At 70.7% G+C, this 16600-nt stretch carries 12 protein-coding genes; 8 read left to right on the forward strand and 4 right to left on the reverse strand.

What is annotated here, in order from left to right:
* Window positions 1-184: 184 nt before the first annotated feature.
* The 3 genes from ACWC0C_RS27185 to ACWC0C_RS27195 all read left to right on the forward strand — a co-directional run bounded on the left by ACWC0C_RS27185 (window position 185) and on the right by ACWC0C_RS27195 (window position 5919).
* On the forward strand, window positions 185-2056 hold the full coding sequence (locus ACWC0C_RS27185; RefSeq protein WP_450866450.1) for an alpha-galactosidase D: 1872 nt from the start codon (window positions 185-187) through the stop codon (window positions 2054-2056).
* A 99-nt stretch (window positions 2057-2155) separates the two neighbouring features.
* On the forward strand, window positions 2156-4579 hold the full coding sequence (locus tag ACWC0C_RS27190) for a glycosyl hydrolase family 95 catalytic domain-containing protein (RefSeq protein WP_450866452.1): 2424 nt from the start codon (window positions 2156-2158) through the stop codon (window positions 4577-4579).
* A 161-nt stretch (window positions 4580-4740) separates the two neighbouring features.
* Window positions 4741-5919 (forward strand): SGNH/GDSL hydrolase family protein, encoded by a 1179-nt coding sequence (locus ACWC0C_RS27195; protein ID WP_450866453.1) that lies wholly within the window; start codon window positions 4741-4743, stop codon window positions 5917-5919.
* A 106-nt stretch (window positions 5920-6025) separates the two neighbouring features.
* Here ACWC0C_RS27195 and ACWC0C_RS27200 read toward each other — a convergent pair whose 3' ends face one another.
* From ACWC0C_RS27200 to ACWC0C_RS27210, 3 genes are all read right to left on the reverse strand, one after another.
* Complete coding sequence (locus ACWC0C_RS27200) at window positions 6026-6865, reverse strand: class I SAM-dependent methyltransferase (protein WP_450866455.1); 840 nt, start codon at window positions 6863-6865, stop codon at window positions 6026-6028.
* A gap of 90 nt (window positions 6866-6955) precedes the next feature.
* Window positions 6956-8239, reverse strand: coding sequence for a methyltransferase domain-containing protein (locus ACWC0C_RS27205; RefSeq protein WP_450866456.1), 1284 nt, complete (start codon window positions 8237-8239; stop codon window positions 6956-6958).
* A 133-nt stretch (window positions 8240-8372) separates the two neighbouring features.
* Window positions 8373-9365 carry an XdhC family protein gene (locus ACWC0C_RS27210; RefSeq protein WP_450866457.1) on the reverse strand — a complete coding sequence of 331 codons (993 nt, stop codon included), beginning with the start codon at window positions 9363-9365 and terminating at the stop codon, window positions 8373-8375.
* A gap of 208 nt (window positions 9366-9573) precedes the next feature.
* Between ACWC0C_RS27210 and ACWC0C_RS27215 the strand changes: the two genes are divergently transcribed.
* From ACWC0C_RS27215 to ACWC0C_RS27230, 4 genes are all read left to right on the forward strand, one after another.
* Entirely contained in the window at window positions 9574-10746 is a 1173-nt protein-coding gene (locus ACWC0C_RS27215; RefSeq protein ID WP_450866459.1) for an NAD(P)/FAD-dependent oxidoreductase, read from the forward strand.
* Between the two features lie 46 nt (window positions 10747-10792).
* Window positions 10793-12208, forward strand: a complete 1416-nt coding sequence (gene hglS / locus ACWC0C_RS27220; protein ID WP_450866461.1) for a 2-oxoadipate dioxygenase/decarboxylase — start codon at window positions 10793-10795, stop codon at window positions 12206-12208.
* A gap of 24 nt (window positions 12209-12232) precedes the next feature.
* Window positions 12233-13762 (forward strand): L-piperidine-6-carboxylate dehydrogenase, encoded by a 1530-nt coding sequence (gene amaB / locus ACWC0C_RS27225; RefSeq protein ID WP_450866462.1) that lies wholly within the window; start codon window positions 12233-12235, stop codon window positions 13760-13762.
* A 140-nt stretch (window positions 13763-13902) separates the two neighbouring features.
* Entirely contained in the window at window positions 13903-14598 is a 696-nt protein-coding gene (locus ACWC0C_RS27230; RefSeq protein ID WP_450866463.1) for an alpha/beta hydrolase, read from the forward strand.
* Between the two features lie 44 nt (window positions 14599-14642).
* Here the strand turns inward: ACWC0C_RS27230 and ACWC0C_RS27235 are convergent, their stop codons facing one another.
* Window positions 14643-15860, reverse strand: coding sequence for an alginate lyase family protein (locus ACWC0C_RS27235; protein ID WP_450866464.1), 1218 nt, complete (start codon window positions 15858-15860; stop codon window positions 14643-14645).
* A gap of 256 nt (window positions 15861-16116) precedes the next feature.
* On the opposite strand from ACWC0C_RS27235, the gene ACWC0C_RS27240 reads away from it, so the two are divergent.
* Window positions 16117-16545 carry a hypothetical protein gene (locus ACWC0C_RS27240; RefSeq protein WP_450866465.1) on the forward strand — a complete coding sequence of 143 codons (429 nt, stop codon included), beginning with the start codon at window positions 16117-16119 and terminating at the stop codon, window positions 16543-16545.
* Window positions 16546-16600: the final 55 nt, after the last annotated feature.

A 16600-nucleotide genomic window follows, 5' to 3' on the forward strand; every position in this document is an offset into this window, starting at 1 on the left:
AGCGCTCCAGGGGCTGCCCGGTGCCGGGCCGCCGGCCCGGCCGTCCATCGACTCGTGCGAGAGCTGAGCCGCCGGCCCGACCCCTTGGCGGCCGGCCACCGATCACTTCGCCCCTCACATCACGCCCGTCCCCCCATCGGGTGCCACCGCACGACCCCGCTCACCTCACCCCTGGAGGCGACCCATGCGGTCATCCCCGTACAGAGCCCTGCCCGGAGCCCTCCCCGGCTTCCCGCGCCGCACCGTCAGAGCGACGCTGATCCTGGCTGTCACGGCCGGGCTCGCCACAGCGGTCCCGGCCGCCGCCACCCAGGCCGCCGCGTCCGACTCCACGAGCCGGGCCGTCACTTCGGCGGCGTCCACGGCGGACGCCACCTCCGGCCCGGCGGCCAAGCCGTACATGGGCTGGTCCAGCTGGAGTATGCAGTCCTCCCAGTACCCCGGCTTGAACCCGGACGGCAACTACAGCTACCTCACCGAGGCGAACGTCCTGAAGCAGACGGACGCCCTCGCCACCAGGCTGAAGAAGTACGGCTACGACCATGTCAACATCGACGCCGGCTGGTGGATGGACAAGAACTGGACCTCCGAGTTCGACCAGTACGGCCGGCAGACGCCCGACCGTGTCCGCTTCCCCAACGGCATGAAGCCGGTCGCCGACCACATCCACGCCAAGGGCCTCAAGGCCGGCATCTACCTGCCCGTCGGCCTGGAGAAGGGGGCGTACGGCGACGGCAAGGTGCCGATATCGAACGCTCCCGGCTGCACCACAGCGGACATCGTCTACCCGGACCTGCGCACCACCAACGGCTGGGACAGCGCCTACAAGCTGGACTTCGACAACCCCTGCGCGCAGAAGTACATCGACTCGCAGGCGCGGATGCTCGCGGACTGGGGCTACGACTTCCTGAAGCTGGACGGGGTGGGTCCGGGCTCGTTCAAGTCCGGTGACAACTACAACAACCTCGCGGACGTCGCCGCCTGGCACCAGGCCATCGCCGCCACCGGCCGCCCGATCCACCTCGAACTGTCCTGGTCGCTCGACATCGGCCATGCCGCGGACTGGAAGAAGTACTCCAACGGCTGGCGCATCGACACCGACGTCGAGTGCTACTGCAACACGCTGGTGACCTGGGAGAACTCGGTCAACGACCGCTGGAACGACGCCCCCGCGTGGAGTCATGAGGCGGGCCCGGGCGGCTGGAACGACCTCGACGCGATCGACGTCGGCAACGGGGCGATGGACGGCCTCACCAACGCCGAGCGGCAGAGCTACCTGACGTTGTGGGCCATCAACAAATCGCCCCTGTTCACCGGTGACGACCTCACCCGGCTGGACAGCTACGGCCTGTCCCTGCTGACCAACCGGGAAGTCATCGCCGTCGACCAGAACGACTCGCCCGTCGCACGCCCCGTCACCCCGATGGGCGACCAGCAGGTCTGGGGAACCAGGAACTCCGACGGCACATACACCGTCGCCCTCTTCAACCTCGGCAGTTCGTCGGCCTCCGTCACCGCCGACTGGGCGTCCTTCGGCTTCACCGGCGCCGCCTCCGTGCGCGACCTGTGGAACCACCAGGGCCTCGGCACGCACAGGAACAAGATCACCGCGACGCTGCCCGCCCACGGGTCCCGGCTGTTCACCGTCACGCCCGGCGGCACCCGGCTGCCGGCCACCCACTATGAGGCCGAGTCCGCGGACAACACGCTGACCGGCAACGCCTCCGTCGCCCCCTGCGACTCCTGCTCCGGCGGCAAGAAGGCCGGCAACCTCTACCTCGACAGCAAGCTGCAGTTCAACGACATCACGGTGAAGAAGGACGGCATCTACACCGTCAACGTCGCCTATGTCAGCGGTGACCCCCGCTCGGTGACCGTCTACTCCAACAGCGGCAACGGCACCAGCCTGAGGTTCCCCTCCACGGGCGACTGGAGCACCGTCGACACCGTCAGCGTCCGGTTGGCGCTGAAGGCGGGTTCCAACACCATCACGTTCGACAGCGGCTGGGACTACTCGCCCGACATCGACAGGATCGACGTACCCAAGTCCGCCTGAATCTCGGGCCCCCGCCCGCCATGTTTGCCCCACGCAACGCCCGACGGCCCGTGTCCGTCGCCCCCGCATGCGCTGTTCCCCTGACATGGAGTGCACCACGTGGACACCCAGCACACCGAATCGCGCGACACCCAACACCCAAGCCGCAGGGGCTTCCTCGCTCTCGCCGCCACCGCCGGCGCGGCCGCCGCCCTCGGCGGTCCGCCCGCCTTCACCGCCTCGGCGGCCCCGGCCCGCCCCACCTCCTCGCCACTGCTCTCCCCGGCCACCGCCGCGAGGAACCAGCTGTGGTGGCAGGCTCCCGCCTCCGCCACCTCGATGATCCGGCAGGGTCTGCCGGTCGGGAACGGGCGCCTCGGAGCGCTCGCGAGCAACGACCCCGCCGGCGAACTGCTGATGATCACCGATGCCACGCTGTGGACCGGTGGCCTCAACGACACCCTGCAGAGCGACGGCCAATTCCCCTACGGCCGCAACGACTTCGGCTCCCTGACCCTGCTGGCCGAGCTCACCGTCGACCTCCCCGCGCACGACCTGGGCGCCGTCAACGACTACCGTCGCACCCTCGACCTGGCCCAGGGCATCGTCAGCGCCTCGTACGAACTGTCCGGCATCACCTACCAGCGGCAGATCTTCGCCAGCCACCCCGACGACGTCATCGTCCTGTACTTCTCGCAGCAGGGCGGCGGCACCTACACCGGTGCCGTCTCCCTCACTGGCACCCACGGCGAGTCGACAACCGCTGCCAACGGCACACGACGCTACGCCTCCTTCGGTGCCTCGCTCGGCAACGGGCTGAAGTACGGCGCCGCCGTCACCGCCTACAGCGACACCGGCAGGGTCACCGTCGACGGTACGTCGATCTCCTTCAGCGGCTGCAAGGACCTCACCGTCGTCGTCAGCGGCGGCACCAACTACGCACCCGACGCGGCCGCGAAGTTCCGCGACCCGTCCCTGGACCCGGAGCGCCTGGCGCGGACCAAGGTCCTGAACGCGGCCGGCCACTCCGCGAGCACGCTGCTGCACACCCATGTCGCCGACTTCGGCCCGGTGTTCGGGCAGCTGGCCATCGACCTCGGTACGTCGTCCTCCGCACAGCGCGGGCTGGACACCTGGGAGCGCGTGCAGGCCCGCCACCGGGACAACGTCCCCGACCCCGAACTCGAGGCGGCCTACCTGCAGTTCGGCCGCTACCTGATGATCTCCGGGTCGCGTGGCAGCCTCCCCATGGGCCTGCAGGGTCCATGGCTGGACGGCAACGAACCGGACTGGATGGGCGACTATCACACCGACATCAACGTCCAGATGAACTACTGGATGGCCGACCGCGCCGGCCTGTCCGACTGCTTCGACGCCTTCGCGGACTACTGCCTCGCGCAGCTGCCCTGCTGGACGGACGTCACCCGGCGACTGTTCAACAGCCCGGCCAACAGATACCGCAACTCCAGTGGCAAAAACGCCGGTTGGACGCTGGCCATCTCCACCAACCCCTACGGCGGAGGCGGCTGGTGGTGGCACCCGGCCGGCAACGCCTGGCTCTGCCAGAGCCTCTTCGAGCACTACGAGTACACCCAGGACCGCGCCTACCTCGAGAAGATCTACCCCCTCATCAAGGGCGCCGTGCAATTCTGGGAGGCCCGCCTCATCACCACGACCGTCACCGACGCCTCCGGAGCCTCGCGCGAGGTCCTCATCGCCGACAGCGACTGGTCGCCCGAGCAGGGTCCGCTGGACGCCAAGGGCATCACCTACGCCCAGGAACTGGTGTGGAACCTCTTCGGCAACTACCGCACCGCGACACAGGCAATCGGCAAGGACACCTCCTACAGCACGACGATCGACGGTCTGCGCGGGCGCCTGTACCTGCCCGTGGTCAGCCGCAAGACCGGCTGGCTGGAGGAGTGGATGTCACCCGACAACCTCGGCGAGACCACACACCGGCACCTCTCCCCGCTCATCGGCCTCTTCCCCGGCGACCGGATCCGCCCGGACGACTCCACACCGAAGGACATCCTCGCCGGCGCGACGGCCCTGCTGACCGCCCGCGGCATGAACAGCTACGGCTGGTCCAACGCCTGGCGCAGCCTGTGCTGGTCACGGCTGAAGAACGCGGAGAAGGCCTACCAGCTCGTCGTCAACAACCTCAAGCCGTCGGTGAACGGCAGCAACGGCACGGCGCCGAACCTCTTCGACATCATGGACATGGGACAAGGCCGCGGCATCTTCCAGATCGACGCCAACTTCGGCACCCCCTCCGCGATCATCGAGATGCTGGTCTACTCGCGGCCGGGCCACGTCGAGCTGCTGCCCGCTCTGCCCGCCGCATGGGCGGCATCCGGCTCGGTGTCCGGCGTCGGAGTGCGCGGCGGCTTCGTCGCCGCCCTGAAGTGGAAGAAGGGCAAGGTCACGCAGGTGACGCTGAAGAGCGTCGGCGGCCGTGACACGACCGTCTTCGCGGGCGGCACATCACGGAGGATCAGCCTCGAGCCCGGCGAGTCCGTCACGCTGGGCAGCTTCGGCTGAGGCCGGTGCGGCACATGTGCCCTGCTCGGACGACGACACGAGTGGAGAGACCGACGATGTCCCCAGATAGACATGGAACGGCGGCGGGTCGCAGCCCGCGTCGCAGATGCTCGCTTTCCGCGCTCGGCGCGCTGACCGGCCTTGCCCTGACGGTCGTTCCGTTGAGCACCGCGCACGCGGCAGGCGCCGCCACTTCCGCCCCGCAGGGCAAGGGCACCCGGGTCGGCGCCTGGTCGCCCAGCATGACGACCAGCGGGCCGTCCATCACCGACCAGACCATCCGGATGGTGGTGCACAGCAGCGTCGCGGGTTCGGACGCACGCATCACCCTGTCCAACCGGTACAGCCCCACTCCGCTCGAAGTGAGCGCCGTGGACGTGGCCGTCCAGGCGAGCGGCGGCGAGGCGACACGCGGCACCGTTCGGAACGTCACCTACGGGCGGGCCCACAGCGTCACGATCCCCGCCGGCGCAGAGGCGGTCAGCGACGTCATCCCGATCCCGGTCAGCGCCGGGGAGAACCTGCTCGTCAGCCTCTACGTCCCCGGCACCACGGGCATGTCGACCTGGCACTCCGATGCCTTCGACACCACCTACATCGCCTCCGGCAACCACGCCGGTGACGACAGCGCCGCCGCGTTCGGCACCACGACGACCTCCTGGTACTACCTGGCGGGGCTGGACGTCGTGTCATCGTCCGCGCGGGGCACCGTCGTAGCCTTCGGCGACTCCATCACGGACGGCTACCACTCCTCGACCGGCACCTACACCCGGTGGCCCGATTTCCTCGGACGCCGGCTGGGCGCAGGACCGGGCCCGCAGAAGCTGAGCGTCGTCGACGCGGGCATCGGCGGCAACCGGGTCCTCACCGACGTCCCGAACCTGTGGCAGGGAGTCAGCGCCCTGAAGCGCTTCGGCCACGACGCGCTCGGCCAGCCGGGCGTCAAGGACGTGATCCTCTTCGAAGGCATCAACGACATCGGCAACAACGCGGGCCCCGACGGCCGGCCGCTGACCGCCGAGGATCTCGTCAACGGCTACCGCACCCTGATCCACGAAGCACATGCCGCCCACGTGAACGTCATCGGCGCGACCCTGATGCCCGACCAGGGCAACGGCTACTACACACCTGCGGCCGAGGCGATCCGGCAGGACGTCAACCGGTGGATCCGTACCAGCGGCGCCTTCGACGGCGTCATCGACTTCGACCGCACCATGCGCGACCCCACGAACCCGGCCGCCCTCAACCCGGCCTACGACTCGGGCGACCACCTCCACCCCAACGACGAGGGCATGCGGGCGATGGCCGACGCGATCGACCTGCGCCTCCTGCGCACCTGACACACGCAGGACCCGACCTGTCACAGCCGGGGCCCACGAGCCCGCACAGCTCGCGGGCGCCACGGAGGCACGCCTTGGCCGCACATCGAGCACTGCGTCGATGCCGTCACCGCCGCTGCGACACCCCCAGTTCGATGAGGTGACGCTTGGTCACCCGGCCGCCGTACCGCCGGTCGATCAGGCCCGCGACGCACTCCAACAGCCCTTCTCGGGCCGCTTCCGGAAGAGCCCGGTGGCCGGAGTAGGTCCGCAGCAGCTCGAGATAGCCGGACGTGGTGTACGTGAGATCCTGCTGGTAGCGGCGGAAGACCGTGGGGCCGAACCGGCCGCTCCGTGCCACTTCCTCCGCATGGTCCGAGCCGTCGATGTCGGCGGCCGCGGGAAGCCGTAGCCCGGGCGGGGTGTCCGGGTCGAAGCGCTCGTAGCAGCGCTGAACCTCGACGAAGAACTCCTCGGTGCCGCCCCTCACATGCTGCGTCCGCACCACGGCGAGGGCGCCACCCGGGCGCAGCGCGTCGGCGGACTTGGCCATCCGCACCGCCGGGTCGATCCAGTGGAACGCCGTAGCCGAGACGACCGCGTCGAACGGCTCCTTGGGCAGCGGCCAGTTCTCGAACTCCGCCGTCACCACGTCCACCGCCGCGGCCCCGGCCAGGTTGCGGCGGGCGACCGCGGCCATGTGCGGCCCCGCCTCCACCGCCGTGATCCGACAGCCCCGCCGGGCCAGCGGCACCGTCGCCCGGCCGGTCCCGCAGCCGACCTCCAGTACGCGGCGGGCGGGGTGGACGCCGGCGAGTTCCGCGAGGTCGTCGAACAGCTCCGGCGGATATCCGGGCCTGGCCCGGTCGTACAGTTCCGCGTCTTCGTCGAATGTCCGGCTCAGCCGCGCCCGCCGGGACTCCTCGGGCCTGTCGTCGCGTTGAGCGTGCGCGATGTCGTCGGACATGCGGGGGATCCTAGCGATGTCCGTCCGCCGATGAGACGGCGTCATGAACGGGGCAGGTTCTCGGCCGGAGTTCCGCGGTGAGCAGGTGAGTCATCCGCCGACGCGGACCGCACGGGCCAGGGAGTGACGGGACACGTCCTCGTAGCAGGTCAGGTCCCAGCCCGCCGCCCCCAGAGCAGGCCGCAGGTTCTCCTCGGCCAGTGGGTCGTCCGGGTCGAGGGGGCGTCCATGGCGGGCGGCGCGCTCGGCGCGGCCGGAGGGGTGGTAGAGCAGCAGGACGCCGCCCGGACGGGTCACCCTGGCCCACTCGCGCAGGGCTGCCGCGGGGTCGGGGACATGGTTGATCAGGCCCGCGCTGAACACACCGTCCACCGCGCCGGCCGGCAGCGGCAGCCGGCAGGCGTCGGCCAGCAGCAAGGAGCCGTCCGCCGCGCGGCCTTCGCGCGCCGCCGCCGTGAGCATCGCGGGTGTGAGGTCGATACCGACGACGACGCCTGCGGCGCCGACTTGGGCGCGCAGTGCGGGCAGTACGCGGCCGGTGCCGCAGCCCAGGTCCAGAACGCGCTGTCCGGTGCGCAGCCCCATCCGCTCGGCCGCCGCCGCGTAGCGGGGGCCGTCACCGGCGAAGCGCTCCTCCCAGGTGGCCGCCCGCCGGGTGAAGAACGCGCGGGTCGCCGTCTGCTCGGCCCGCTCCGCGACGAAGGCGGCGAAGCACTTCAACACGGCGTCGTGGTACCGGGCCAAGGCCGCGGCTTCCATGGGCGCGGGCCCCTTCAGGTCCGGCGCTGACGGCGCCTGTTCCGGGACGGCCGCGGCGGCGAAGGCGTCCACCGTCGCCGTCTTGTCCGCTTCCCCGTGGACATGGATCCCCCATGCCGAGCCGCCGATCCGGAACGCCCGCACCGGCCGGCGGTCACAGGACGCCGACAACGTCGCCGACGCCGGTAGGTCCAGCGTCTCGCTGTACCGGTGCAACTCCCGCAGCGGCTCGGGCAGTGCCGCGAACAGCGGGTCGGTGCGCCCCGCCGCGATCATCCGTGCGTCGTCCCAGCCGTTCTGCGCACCGGCTCCGGCCCGGGCGGCACCGCCCGCCGCGACCGCGAGCAGCTGCGCGCCCAGGCACACGCCGAGTACGGGCACCTCGGCCTCCAGCGCGGCCCGGAGCAGTGCCAGTTCCGCGCCGCGACCGAGGAGGTCCTCGTGGGCGACCATGGGCCCGCCCGTCACGATCAGGGCCACCATGTCGTCCACGGTGTCCGGCACCCGGTCACCCGCCCAGGTGCGGCAGACCCGGACCGGCAGTCCGGCCGCCCCGACCGCGTCGCCGATGGCGTACGGCCCTTCCTGCGGTGCGTGTTCCACGATCTGGATCAACGGCCCACCACCTCCCGCACGACCGTACCCGTACGGCATGGGCAGGCAAACGCACATGCGAGGACAAACCCTCATCAGAGGATGTATCTGCGGCCGGATATCCGTCCTGTGCCAGGCAAATGCCTTGGCCTGGTCAGGCGCCGGCCGGCCCGGCCCCCTCGCGCACCACGCGGGCCTCGCGCCGGTCGAGGGAGGCGAGCACCTCGGCGCAGATGGCCAGTGCCGTCTCGGCCGGGGTGCGAGCTCCCAGGTCGAGGCCGATGGGGCCGTGGATGCGCCCGAGGAGTTCCTCGTCGAGGCCGGCCTTGGTGAGATCCGTGGCACGGCGGGCCTGGGTATGGCGTGAGCCCAGCGCGCCGACATAGGGGATGCCGGTGGTCAGCGCGGCGGACAGGACGGGGACGTCGACGTCCGGTTCATGGCTGAGGACGATCAGGCAGGCGGCGGCCGGACGTTCGGCGAGCAGTCGGACGGCGCCCTCGGCGGACGACTCCACCGTGGCGTGCCAGTCCAGCAGACGGGCCTGTGCGGCGAGCAGGTCGGCGAGTTCGCCTCCGCCCACGATGACCAGCCGGGGCACGGCCGGGAACGTCTCGACGAGGACGAGTCCGTCGTCCGTGGCGCGGGTCTCCCGGCCGGCCCGGCGGCGGGTGAGCAGCTCCCGTGCGCGTTCGACGGCCTCGGCCGGCCCGTCGGCTCCCTCGGGCGCGGGCGGCGCCACGGAGCTGGTCACCCGGGTCTGCGCCTCGTCCAGCCGGGTGATCAACGCGGCGTCGGCCCCCTCGGCCAGCAGGTCCCACCAGCGCACCGGAACGGTGTCCAGGGACTGCAGCAGCACCTTGGCCCGGCCCCCGCAGGTGAGGCCCGCCCGCTTCACCTCGTCGTCGTGGACCGACACCTCGCGCACGCACGCGGTGTGGCCGACGGGCATGGCCGCGGCTTCCGCCGCCAGGTATGCGTCGAAGGCACCGCAGTACAGGGTGCCGTGGCAGTGGCCCTCCTGGTCGATCAGGACCGCGTCATCCGGGTGGCGGGGGCCGAAACCCTGCTCGGTGAGGGGGCGGGCGAGCACGCCCGTGCGCCCCTGAGCCGCCCACTGCCGTGCCGTCTCCGCCAGTTCACGCATGATCAGGGACCTCCTCGTCCTGGGCGTCGGCACACCGGAAACCATCTGGTCGGTGGCGGTACCGTGACCGGAATTCTAGTGAGTCGGCTGCTCGCCACGGCGGTGTCGCGTCGCCCAGCGCTTCGACGGCCTCGGCTTCCGTTGATGGACGTCAACGGCTGGCTTGCTGCACGATGACGCAGAGACTGCCCTGGAAGGGAGTGTCCCGTTGTCCTCCTCCGCCTTCCGTACGGTTCCGGCCTCCGCGGATGTTGTGATCATCGGTGGCGGTGTCATGGGTGCGAGCACCGCGTTCCACCTCGCCGAAGCCGGGGTGACGAACATCGTCGTGGTCGAGCGCGGCGACCTCGGCTGTGGCAGTTCCGGAAAGCCGATCGGCGGCGTACGCGCCCAGTTCTCCGATCCGCTCAACATCGAGCTGGGCAGCCGCAGCCTTCGCGCCTACCGTGACTTCCCCCGACGCCCCGGCGCGGGTATCGGGCTCGACATCGTCGGCTACCTCTTCCTTCTCGACAGCGAGCGGCAGGCGGCCGATTTCGAGGCCGGCGTCGAGTTGCAGAACAGCCTCGGTGTGCCGAGCCGCGTGATCAGCCCCGACGAGGCCCGTCGCCTGTGTCTCTACGTCAGCACCGACGGCCTCGTGGCCGCCGCGCACTCCCCCGCCGACGGGCACGCCCGCCCCGGTCTGGTCGTCCAGGGATATGCGCGGGCGGCGGCCCGGGCCGGCGTCACGCTCGCCACCCACACCGCGGTCGTGGGCATCGACACGGCCGGGAGCCGCGTCGTCGCCGTGCACACCAGCCACGGCCGTATCGTGTGCTCCACCGTGATCTGCACGGCTGGGGCCTGGTCGGCGCGGATCGGCGACATGGTCGGCGTCAACCTGCCGGTACGGCCCGTGAAGAGGCAGCTCGCGTTCACCGTGCCGCTCACGCCGCCCGCTCCGCGCATCCCGTTCACCATCGACTTCTCCTCCACCGCCTACTTCCACAACAGCGACGACGGTCTGCTGTTCGGGCTGGCCGACCCCGGCCAGGAGGAGGGCTTCGACACCACGTGGACCCCGGAATGGCTGGAGCTGTTCCGCAGCGTCGCCCGGCGCCGCGCCCCGGCCCTGGCCGACATGCGGACCGGCGCCGGATGGGCGGGCCTGTACGAGGTCACACCGGACCACAACGCGCTGATCGGCCGTTCCGGCGAACTCCCCGACTTCCTCTACGCGACCGGGTTTTCCGGTCATGGCTTCCTGCAGGCGCCCGCGGTCGGCGAAGTCGTACGCGACCTGTACCTGGAGCGCGAGCCGTTCACCGACATCTCCCCGCTCAGCGCCGACCGGTTCCGCCACGGCGCCGGCATCCGCCCCGAAGCCCACGTGGTGTGAAGGCCGATGGCTCACGTGGTGTGCACCCCGATCGAAAGGCCGAACCATGTCGACGATCAGTCAGTGGCAGCTGCGGGCCGCCTTCGCGGAGCGACTGTCGCGGATGTACGGCCAGGAGGTTCCCGCCTACACCACGCTCGTGGACGTCTCGCGCGAGGTCAACGAGGACGTGCTGCGCGCGCAGGGCGCCGGCGCCGAACGCCTCGGGTCCATCGGCCGGGTGACCGCCGAGCGGCACGGCGCCATCCGTGTCGGCACGCCGCAGGAACTGCACCAGGTCGCCCGCGTCTTCGGCGCCTTCGGTATGCACCCGGTCGGGTTCTACGACCTGCGGGAGGCGGCGGCCAGCGCCGTCCCCGTCGTCTCGACGGCGTTCCGGCCGGTCGACGGGGAGGAACTAGCGCGCAACCCCTTCCGGGTGTTCACCTCCCTGCTCACCCCGGCCGACCCCCGTTTCTTCGACGCCGATCTGCGCTCGCGGCTGGAGGCCTTCCTCGCGCGCCGCGAACTCTTCCCACCCGAGCTGCTCGCGCTGGCCGACCGTGCCGCCGCCGACCGGGAACTGCCCGAGGAACAGGCCGAACGCCTCCTCCAACTGGCCGTCCAGGCATTCGAGTTGTCCCCCGAGCCTGTCGACCAGGCCTGGTACGAGACCCTGGAGCGGATCTCCGCCGTCGCCGCGGACATCGGCGGCGTGCGCAGCACACACATCAACCACCTCACCCCGCGCGTCCTGGACATCGACGAGCTGTACCGGCGCATGACCGAGCGCGGCATCGAGATGATCGACACCATCCAGGGTCCGCCCGCCTGGAAGGGCCCCGACGTCCTGCTGCGGCAGACCTCCTTCCGGGCCCTGGCCGAACCCCGCGCGATGCGCACCCCGGACGGCGGTGTCGTCAGCGGTGCCCTGCGGGTGCGCTTCGGTGAGGTCGAGGCCCGCGGCATCGCCCTCACCCGCGAGGGCCGCGCCCTGTACGACGAACTCCTGGGCCTCGTCGACGAGCAGGCGGCCCAGAACCCTTCGGAGGCCCGCGGTGACATCGCGCGCGCCGTGTGGGAGCGGCACATGCCCGCTAGCGAGCAGGAGCTGGCCGCCGAAGGACTCGCCTACTTCACCTATCGGGTCGACCCCGACCGGCCGCGCGACGGCAGCCGACCGCCCGTCGGCCGCGCCGAACTGGTGCGGCAGGGCTGGGTGATCGCCGAGCCCGTCGTCTACGAGGACTTCCTGCCCCGCTCCGCCGCCGGCATCTTCCAGTCCAACCTCAGCGGCGAGGGCGTCCGCGACAACGAGCAGCAGGGCACCGCCTACGACGCCGCCTGGCTCTCCGGCGCCATCGGCCGCGAGGTCCTGGACCCCTTCGCCCTCTATGAAAAGCAGCAGGCCCGGTCCCTCGCGCACGTCGCCCGCGACCTCGACCTCGACCTTGATCTCGGCCTCCCCGACACCCTCGGCTGACCCCTCACACCCCCAAGGACGACCATGACCAGCACCGCACTGCCCAGCACGGACGACCTGCGCGCCCGCGCCCGTGCCGCCCTGAGGAACATCGGCGTCGACGTGGCCGAGGGCAACGACCTCCATGCCCGCACACCCCTCACCGGTGAGCATCTCCTCGGCCTGAGGGCCGCGACCGAAGCCGACGCCGAAGAGGCCGTCGCAGCCGCCCGTACGGCCTTCCTGACCTGGCGCATCACGCCCGCGCCGCGCCGGGGTGAACTCGTGCGCCGCCTGGGCGAGTTGCTGCGCGAACACAAGAGCGACCTGGCCGGCCTGGTGACCATCGAGGCGGGCAAGATCAGCTCCGAGGCGCTCGGCGAGATCCAGGAGATGATCGACATCTGCGACTTCGCCGTGGGCCTGTCCCGTCAGCTCTACGGCCGTACGATCGCCTCCGAACGGCCCGGTCACCGCCTGGCGGAGACCTGGCATCCGCTCGGCGTGGTCGGCGTCATCTCCGCCTTCAACTTCCCCGCCGCCGTGTGGTCCTGGAACACCGCCGTCGCCCTCGTGTGCGGCGACACGGTGATCTGGAAGCCCTCGGAGCTCACGCCGCTGACGTCCCTGGCCTGCGACCACCTACTGGCCCGCGCCGCCGCCGAACTCGGCGCCCCGCGAGATGTGCACCGCCTGCTCCTCGGTGACCGCGCGGTCGGCGAGAGACTCGTCGACGACCCCCGCGTCGCCCTCGTCAGCGCCACCGGCTCCACCCGCATGGGCCGCGAGGTCGGTCTCCGCGTCGCCGCCCGCTTCGGCCGCAGCCTGCTGGAACTCGGCGGCAACAACGCCGCGATCGTCGCCCCGTCCGCCGACCTGGACCTCGCCGTCCCGGCCATCGTCTTCGCCGCGGCCGGCACCGCGGGACAGCGCTGTACGACGCTGCGCCGCCTCATCGTCCACCGCGACATCGCCGACACCCTCATCGAGCGGCTGACCGCCGCCTACACCAAGCTTCCCATCGGCGACCCGTTCGACGACACCACCCTGGTCGGCCCGCTGATCTCCACCACGGCGTTCGATGCCATGCGGGGTGCCCTCGCCCGCGTCCAGGCGCAGGGCGGCAAGATCCTGGCCGGCGGAAACCGGCGCCTGGCCGAGGCCGCACCCGCGGCGGCCTACACCGAGCCCGTCCTCGTCCGCGTCCCCGAACAGACCGACGTCGTACGGGAGGAGACCTTCGCCCCGATCCTGTACGTCCTCACCTACGACACCCTCGACGAGGCGATCGCGCTGCACAACGACGTCCCCCAGGGCCTGTCGTCCAGCATCTTCACCCGTGACCAGCGGGAAGCCGAGATCTTCCTGTCCTCCGCCGGCTCCGACTGCGGCATCGCCAACGTCAACATCGGCACCTCCGGAGCCGAGATCGGCGGCGCATTCGGGGGCGAGAAGGACACCGGCGGCGGCCGCGAGTCCGGCTCCGACGCCTGGAAGTCCTACATGCGCTCGGCCACCAACACCATCAACTACTCCGCCGAACTCAACCTCGCCCAGGGAGTCAGCTTCCTGTGACCAGCTCCGTCGCAACCGATCCAGGGGCCGGCCTGCCTCACGGGTGCGGACGGAGCCGGAGGTGACCGTCGACGGAGATGACGTTCTGCTGTGAGCCGAGCCTGTCGCATCCGGGACGGTGTGCGGGCCAGGATCGTCGTATGCAGCCGGTGTTCGTTCTCGTGCACAGTCCGTCCGTGGGCCCCTCGACCTGGCGCCCTGTGGCCGAACACCTGTCGGTGGAGGGATACGAGGCTCGGGTGCCGTCCCTGCTGGGCATCGGCGCCGGTGCCCCGCCCTTCTGGCCGCGCATCGCCGACGCGGTCCGCGACGACCTCCGGAAGGTCCCGGCCGACAGGCCCGTGGCGCTGGTGGTCCACAGCAACGCCGGCTTGTTCCTCCCGGCGATTCGCTCGAGTCTCGACCGTCCGGTGACCGGCTCGGTCTTCGTCGACGCCGCGCTACCGGCGCGGACCGGACCCACTCCGGTCGCCTCACCGGAGTTGCTGGAGTTCCTGCGCCCGATGGCCGTGAACGGCAGGCTGCCGCGCTGGACGGACTGGTGGGACGAAGCGGACGTCGCACCCATGTTCTCCGACCCGACGATGCGGCAGACAGTGGTCGAGGAACAGCCCAGACTTCCACTGTCCTACTACGAGCAGCACGTCCCGGCCCCGGACGGCTGGGACGACCATCCCTGTTCCTACCTGCTGTTCGGCCCTCCGTACGACGAGGTTGCCGCCGAGGCGCACGATCGCGGCTGGCGTGTGGCACACCTGCCCGGCGCTCACCTCCACCAGATCGTCGATCCCGTCGGCACGGCGCGCCACCTCGTCGAGCTCGCCGGTAGGGCCTGACCCCCTGGGCTCAGGGCACCGGGCCGTGGCCGGAATGCCGCGCGTCAGTTGGGATTGTCGCCGTTGGTGAGGGTCTCCCATGCCACGAAGAGGTTGTTGGTGCCGGCCGGGCGGTTCCGCTCGGTCAGGGTCTGGGTGTTGGTCATGGCGATGCCCAGGCGATGGTGCAGGGCGTTGTAGCCGACCTCGGTGATCGGGCCGAGCCCTCGCTTGACGGATCCGCCGCACAACCAGCTGGGGACGGCGGCGCCCAGCTCGTACTTGGACTGGAAGCCGAGTGCCTGCCGCAGCCGCTCGCCGATGTCGGTGCCGTAGAGGTCCTGCCCTTGGATCCGGCTGGTCTCGGCGACGTGCGAGATGGCGGAGATGCCGTATCCGGTGTGCACGAAGTCGCGGCAGGTCTCCTGGGTGAGGCCGGTCACGAAGGTGTTCTGGCCCTGCCAGTACGCGACGATCTTGTCCCGGGTGTTGAGGTTCTGGCTCGGCACGGTCTTCGGCAGGTCGCCGTCGGAGGACAGGTACACATAGGCGGCGGTGCGGGTGCGGAAGCGTGCGATGGCCGAGTCGTAGGAGGCCTTGTCCTCGAGGAAGACGGAGATGCCGACGGCCGCCTCCGTCATCGTCAGTTCCCAGTTCCCGTTGGAATTGGAGCCGTTGATGACTTTGGGCAGGTAGACGTTGCGGAGCAGGGTGGCGAACCGGCCGGCGTCGGCCCACGCGCCGGTGTAGGTGTACTTGATCAGCTCGGCGGCCTTGGCCCAGGAGGCTCCCGCCCAGGCGGTCTGCAGTGGCGCGTTGCTGTTGGTGTGATCGGTGAGCGTGGCGGACCAGGCGTCCATCAGCTCGATCGCCTTCTTCGCATACCGCTCGTCACGGGTGATGTACCAGGCGAGTGCGTCGGTGTATGCCGCGATGGCGTCCTCGCGCTCGTCCGTACAGCCGTGGTTGGGGTCGGAATACGGACCGCACTCGACGACGGCACGGGGCTTGGGGGTGCGACCGAGGCTTGCGTACTGACTCGCCATCATCTGGTCGTACGCGCTCTTCCAGGGCTGGGCGCCGGCGAGAACCTTGGTGCGCGCGAAGTCGAGCTGAGCACGCGAGAGAGTGACACCCGGGTGGACGAAGGCGGCAGGAGCGGCGTCTGCCCTCTGGGTACCGGGCCAGGAAAGCAGTCCGGTCGCCAGCATGGCGGCCGCCGCGGTGAGCGCGAGAGCGGATCGTGCGGACGTACGGCGACGTGGAGCGGGTATGTCCTGCATATGACACGTCCTCATATGTGAACGGAATGCGACTCCTTGAACGGAGTGCCGATCGACGACCATAGGTACGGACCAACTACCCGTCAAGTAGCCCGGAAACAGGGGGCGTTCACACATGGCCGATGACTCCGACCGGAGGCCGGATTCATCCGATGCGGTGATCACCGGCACAGAAAAGGCCGGGAGCCCGACTCGCCGACAAGGACTTTACGCACTCACCTGATTACTCTTTGTGTCCATGCTGGCGGGGTCGGTCATGACGCGAAGCAGCCGCTCCATGGCGCGGGCCGGAGCGGTGGTCGCCGTGTTGCTGGCCACGCTCCTGCACATCCTCGGCTGCTGTCACGGTCCGACGGCGGCCGCGACACCGCGGGCTGACGCCCTGTCGCAGACGGCACCCCATGCTTATGGAGCGCAACTCCCCGACAGGCATCCGGAGACCAGAGCCGGGCAGAGCACGCCCGCGCCGGACGAGGACGCTCACTGCTGCGGCCTGGGCGAGCCGACCGTACAGCCGCCGCGCGGCCCCAGTACGGCCGGACCGCCCTTCCTCGCCGTCGTGCCGTCGGAGCCGCCCGCCACCGGCCTGGCCCTTCCCCCGTCGGCCTGTCACGACTGCCCCCTGGCCTCCGCCGCGTTCTCCACCGGGCACGGGCGGGCTCTTCTCGGCGTGTGGCGGACCTGATCGTCCCCTCGCCGCGCCCCGCACCCCGCGGGGCCGCACGGCGACCGATCGCCTC

It is taken from the genome of Streptomyces sp. NPDC001709 (assembly GCF_053596375.1).